This window comes from Mycobacteriales bacterium (assembly GCA_035995165.1).
GTDB lineage: Bacteria > Actinomycetota > Actinomycetes > Mycobacteriales > CADCTP01 > CADCTP01.
Window position 1 is genome coordinate 1 of record DASYKU010000108.1, and the last position, 5,273, is coordinate 5,273.

Sequence of the window (5,273 nt, forward strand, 5' to 3'; positions counted from 1 at the left end):
GTCGAGACCGGCGAGGTCTCGGTCATCCCGTAGCAGATCGTCACCTCGGTCATGCCCATGTCGGCGACGACCCGCTTCATCACCTCGACCGGGCAGGGCGAGCCGGCCATGATCCCGGTCCGCAGCGAGGACAGGTCGTGCGAGCCGAAGGTGGGGTCGGCGAGCTCGGCGATGAACATCGTGGGCACGCCGTACAGCGAGGTGCAGCGTTCGGCGGCGACGGTCTCCAGCGTCGCCCGCGGGTCGAAGCCGGGCGCCGGGATCACCATGCAGGCGCCGTGCGAGGTGGCCGCGAGGTTGCCCATCACCATGCCGAAGCAGTGGTAGAAGGGCACCGGGATGCAGATCCGGTCCTCCGGCGTGTACGCGCACAGCTCGCCGACGAAGAAGCCGTTGTTGAGGATGTTGTGGTGCGAGAGCGTCGCACCCTTCGGGAACCCGGTGGTCCCGGACGTGTACTGGATGTTGATCGCGTCGTCGAAGGACAGCCCGGCCCGGATCTCCGGCAGCACCGAGCGGTCGCCGACGGACAGCGCGTCCCACTCCGGGTCACCCAGGAACACGATCGTGCGCAGCGCCGGGCACTTCCCGCGCACCTCGCCGACCATGCCGCGGTAGTCGCTGGTCTTGAACGCCGGCGCCGCCACCAGCACCGAGATGCCGGCCTGGTTGAGCACGTACTCCAGCTCGTGCGTCCGGTACGCCGGGTTGATGTTGACCAGGATCGCGCCCATGTCGGCGGTCGCGTACTGCAGGACCACCCACTCCCAGCGGTTCGGGGCCCAGATGCCGACCCGGTCGCCCTTCGACACACCGGCCGCGACCAGCCCGGCCGCGAGCGCCTCGACCGCGTCCATCAGCTCGGCGTAGGTGAACCGGCGGCCGGAGCCGCGGTCGACCAGCGCCTCCCGGTCACCGAACCGCGCGACGGTCCGGCGCAGGTTGTCCCCGATGGTCTCGCCGAGCAGCGGGACCGTCGACGTGCCGCTGACGTACGACGCGGTCACCGGTTAGGTCCAGCTGTACGGATCGCTGGGGAAGTTCGGCTTGTCCTCGGCGGTGGGGTGCACGTACGCGACCTTCTCCGGCGGCAGCGGGAACTCCACGTCCTCACCGAAGGGCGACAGCGGACCCGGCCGCTCGGCCGCGAACTCGCTGACCGGCAGGCGGGCCGCCGGCGTCTCGTCCCGATCGCGCTCGGCCATCGCCGACCTCCCTCACTCGTGGTCACCCGACGCGCGCAGTGTCCCCCGAGCCGGGTGCTCCTGTCACCGCGACCCCCACTTCGGGTCTGGCTCTGCGACCATGTAGCGACCAGTCACGGTACGCATCCAGACCCGGGAGGGCCCGATGACCGCTCCGTTCGAGGCCGGGGGACCGCGCGACTCGCTCATCCGCGCGCAGTTCGCCCCCGACGCTCGCCGCAGCGACCCCGGCGACCCGGCCCGGCTGCAGCTCGTGCTGGACAACCACGACACGGTCGCCCGGCTGGTGCGGGTCGAGCTGGCCGGCCCGCTGGCCCGCTACACCCGGCCGCGCCGGCAACCCCGGCTGGAGCTGCAGTCCCGGCGCCAGCAGGAGGTCACGCTGGAGGTCCGGCCGGAGGACACCCGGCCCGAGGGCGGGCACGCGTACGACCTGACCGCGGTCGTCATCGACGAGAAGACCGAGCAGGTCGTGTTCACGACCTCGGCCCGGATCGGGGTCGAGCGGACGCCGGCGGTCAGCGCCCGGCCCGAGCGGGCCAACCCGTACACGGTCGTGGACCAGGCGAACGTGCAGCTGCGGGTGCACGTACGGAACTCCGGCAACGTGCAGCTCCAGGTCGACGCGCAGCGGGTGAACCAGGAGCTCTGGGTCCGCGACGACGACCGGCGGCGCGAGGAGAAGATGAAGGCGGCCCGGCGGGCGATCCGCTCGGAACGGTCCGACCCGCGAACACCGGAACGGCTGCGGCCGCGGCAGTCCTTCGACTTCGACCTGCTGCTGAAGCCCCCGCAGTACCTGGTCGGCATCCGGCCGCGGCGCTGGTGGGTGCCGATCGGGATCCGCGGCGAGGACGTCGACCCGGAATGCGTGTTCGTCGACTTCGTCCAGCGGCCGCGGTGGGAGCTGGAGCAGCGCATGGTCATCCTCGGCGTCGCCGTGGTGGCCGCGCTGCTGGTGCTGGTCGTCTTCATGGCCATCCTGGCTAGCTGACGCGGGCTCCGCCGCCCGACCCACCCCCCAGCCCGGCGCTCTGCCGCCGGCGCGCCTCCGACCGGCGCTCCGCCGCCGGCACTCCTCAGGCCGGCACTCCTCAGGCGTCGCCGCGCTCGACCTCGACGTGCGCCCGCACCCGTCCGGCGTCGTCGACCCAGCCCTGCGAGTCCGCGAACCGGACCATCCCGGCCAGCTTCTCCTGCCACGCCTCGTCCCCCTCGCGCCCGCTCAACTCGGCCAGCACCTCAGGCCGCACCCACGCGTGCGACGGCGCCACGACAGCCACCGAGAACCGCGAAAGGTCGTCCGCCTCCCGCACCTCGACCACCGGCGGAACCTGACTCACATCAACCCGCACCTGCACGACTACCTCCACGTCCGCGAGCACCGCTCACTGCCGCCCGAACTCTCTCGCCTACACGACCCACACCAACAACGGAGACATCTGGCACGGAACCTTCCGCTTCCTCAACAGCAGCGGCCAGGTCGTCTACTCGGCCGGTCCGCTGGACGGCCGGCGGATGACCGTGATCAGGGGCCTGTACGACTGGACCGTCCCCTCTCCGCGGACGGCGCTGAGCCCGGCCGCGTACGCCTCGATCGTCTCGGTGCTGTGGCAGGGTGCCTGCTAGGCCGTCGTGCACGAGTCGATCTCCCGCCCGACGGAGCCGTACGGCTCTCGGGACGTTCCACTCGGCCGGCTCCGGCATCCACGTCGAGTGCCGGTCGTGTGGCGGCTCGGACAGGAGCCGGCCCAGCAGGACGACCGCCATTGGCGGCAGCGACTACGCGGCGACGGTGGCCGCCGCCCCCAGGGAGAGGGGACGGCGGCTACCTGGTTCCAGGTCGGGTCGGTTGGGTGGCGCCCACGCCCGCATCACCCTGACACCTCACAACGTTGCAGCCCCCCAGACCGGATCCGCCGCTGCCCGGTCGCCCCGGTGGGGCAGCGGCATCGGCGGTAGTGTCGATTGCCGCTGCATCTTTTGGGGGCGCCATGCCGGCTCGGACGGAGCTGTTGGTCATCGGCGCGGGGCCGTACGCGTACTCCGCGGCCGCTTTCGCCCGCGACAACGGGATCGACACCCGCGTCGTCGGCCGCCCGATGGCCTTCTGGCGCGAGCACATGCCCGCGGACATGTACCTGCGCTCGGGTCCGGACTGGCACCTCGACGCCTCCGGCGAACACACCTTCGCGGCCTACTTCGAGGATCGGGGGTTGCGGCCCCAGGAGTGCGACCCGATCCCGATCGGCGTCTTCCTCGACTACACCGACTGGTTCCGTAGCCGTAAGGGTTTCGACGTCGACGGCCGTCTGGTGGTCACGCTGTCGGCCGCGGACGGGGTCTTCGTCGCGACCATGGCGGACGGCTCGACGATCACCGCCGACAAGGTGCTGGCAGCACCGGGTGTCCGGCACTTCACCAACCTGCCCGACTGGTACGTCGAGGTCCCGCCGTCGCAGCGGGGGCACACGAGCGACATCGTGTCGTTCGACGGCCTCGCCGGCGCCCGGGTGGCGATCATCGGCGGCCGGCAGAGCGCGTACGAGTGGGCGGCGCTGCTGTGTGAGCACGGCGTCCAGCACGTCGACGTGGTACACCGGCACACCGTCCCGGACTTCGCCAAGATCAGCTGGGCCTTCGTCGACGCCTACCTCGAATCGACTCTGGAGCAGCGGGGATGGTGGCGCCGGCTCCCGGCCGACCAGCAGCAGGCGATCTCCGGCCGGTTCTGGCAAGTGGGACGCCTCACTCTCGAGCCCTGGCTCGTGCCACGCATCGCCGGCGACGTCGTGACCCGTCACCCGGGTACCGAGGTGACCGGCGTGGCGGCCGCCGGCGGGGACGTCACGCTGGCGCTCTCGGACGGCACGGCGCTGACCACCGACCACGTCCTGTTCGCCTCCGGCTACCGGGCCGATCTGGCTCGGGTCCCGTACCTCGCCGGGATCCTCGACCAGGTGTCGGTGACCGACGGGTTTCCGGACCTGAGCGAGGGCTTCGAGACGTCGCTGGCCGGGCTCTACCTGACCGGCTTCGCCGCGACCCGCGATTTCGGCCCCTTCTACGGTTTCACCGCGGGCTGCCGGTCCGCCGCCCGCATCGCCGTGACGGAGATGATGAGATGAGTCGGCCCGCGACGGACCGCCGAGCAGCCCTGCTGGTCAGTGCCGCCCGCACCCCGGTGGGGAAGTTCGGCGGCGCGCTCGCCGACATCGAGGCGCTCGACCTGGGCGGGCTGGCGGTGGCCGGAGCGCTGGCGGGGCTGGATCCCGCGCTTCCGATCGACCACGTCTTCCTCGGCAACGTCGTGCAGGCCGGTAGCGGCCAGAACCCGGCCAGGGTGGCCGCCATCCGCGGCGCCGTACCGACCACGGTGCCGGCAACGACCGTCAACGACGTCTGCCTCGCCTCGATGACCAGCGCCGGCCTGGCGGCCACACTGATCGAGGCCGGCGAGATCGACTGCGCGGTGGTGGGCGGGTTCGAGTCGATGAGCCGCGCGCTGCACGGGGTCCAGGTACGGCGGGCCCGGTCCACCGGCGACGGCGCGCTGGTCGACCTGCTGGTCAAGGACGGCCTGTGGTGCTCGGTGACCGACGCCGGGATGGGGCCGATCTCCGACCGGGCGAACCGCGAGCTGGGCATCGGCCGGGTGGATCAGGACGCCTTCGCGGTCGCCAGTCACCACCGCGCGTCCGCGGCAGCCGCCTGCGGCCGATTCGACCGGGAGATCGTGGCGGTGCCCGGCGTCCTCGACGTTGACGAGGGCCTCCGCCCGGACACCACACTGGAGCGGCTGTCCCGGCTGCGCCCGGCGTTCACCGCCGACGGCACGATCACCGCGGGCAACGCCTCCCAGCTGTCGGACGCCGCAACGGCGGGTGTGCTGATGAGCCGGCAGTTCGCCGAGCGCGCCGGCTGCCGCCCGCTGGTGGAGATCGTCGGCCGGGCGACCGTCGCCGGACCGGACGCGTCCCTGCACCTCAAGCCGGCGGCGGCGAGCAGGATCGTGCTCAAGCGGCACGGGCTCAGCCCGGCTGACATCGGGCTGTGGGAGATCAACGA

The 5,273-nt window shown here is 72.0% G+C and carries 6 protein-coding genes; 3 read left to right on the plus strand and 3 right to left on the minus strand.

What is annotated here, in order from left to right; all coding sequences use genetic code 11:
* Positions 1-1,007, minus strand: a 1,007-nt coding sequence (locus VGP36_18140) for an AMP-binding protein (protein ID HEV7656638.1), incomplete at its 3' end; no start/stop codon positions are given.
* 3 nt (positions 1,008-1,010) lie between these two features.
* Positions 1,011-1,205 (minus strand): hypothetical protein, encoded by a 195-nt coding sequence (locus VGP36_18145; protein HEV7656639.1) that lies wholly within the window; start codon positions 1,203-1,205, stop codon positions 1,011-1,013.
* Between the two features lie 145 nt (positions 1,206-1,350).
* Here VGP36_18145 and VGP36_18150 point away from each other — a divergent pair, with 145 nt between their 5' ends.
* On the plus strand, positions 1,351-2,199 hold the full coding sequence (locus VGP36_18150; GenBank protein HEV7656640.1) for a hypothetical protein: 849 nt from the start codon (positions 1,351-1,353) through the stop codon (positions 2,197-2,199).
* A gap of 100 nt (positions 2,200-2,299) precedes the next feature.
* On the opposite strand, the gene VGP36_18155 is transcribed toward VGP36_18150, so the two are convergent.
* The gene (locus VGP36_18155) at positions 2,300-2,548 is read right to left on the minus strand and encodes a hypothetical protein (GenBank protein HEV7656641.1); all 249 of its coding nucleotides are present in this window, start codon (positions 2,546-2,548) and stop codon (positions 2,300-2,302) included.
* Between the two features lie 651 nt (positions 2,549-3,199).
* On the opposite strand from VGP36_18155, the gene VGP36_18160 reads away from it, so the two are divergent.
* Positions 3,200-4,333, plus strand: coding sequence for an FAD-dependent oxidoreductase (locus VGP36_18160; protein HEV7656642.1), 1,134 nt, complete (start codon positions 3,200-3,202; stop codon positions 4,331-4,333).
* A partial coding sequence (locus tag VGP36_18165) for an acetyl-CoA C-acyltransferase (protein ID HEV7656643.1) occupies positions 4,330-5,273 on the plus strand: 944 nt, incomplete at its 3' end. The genes VGP36_18160 and VGP36_18165, both read left to right, overlap by 4 nt.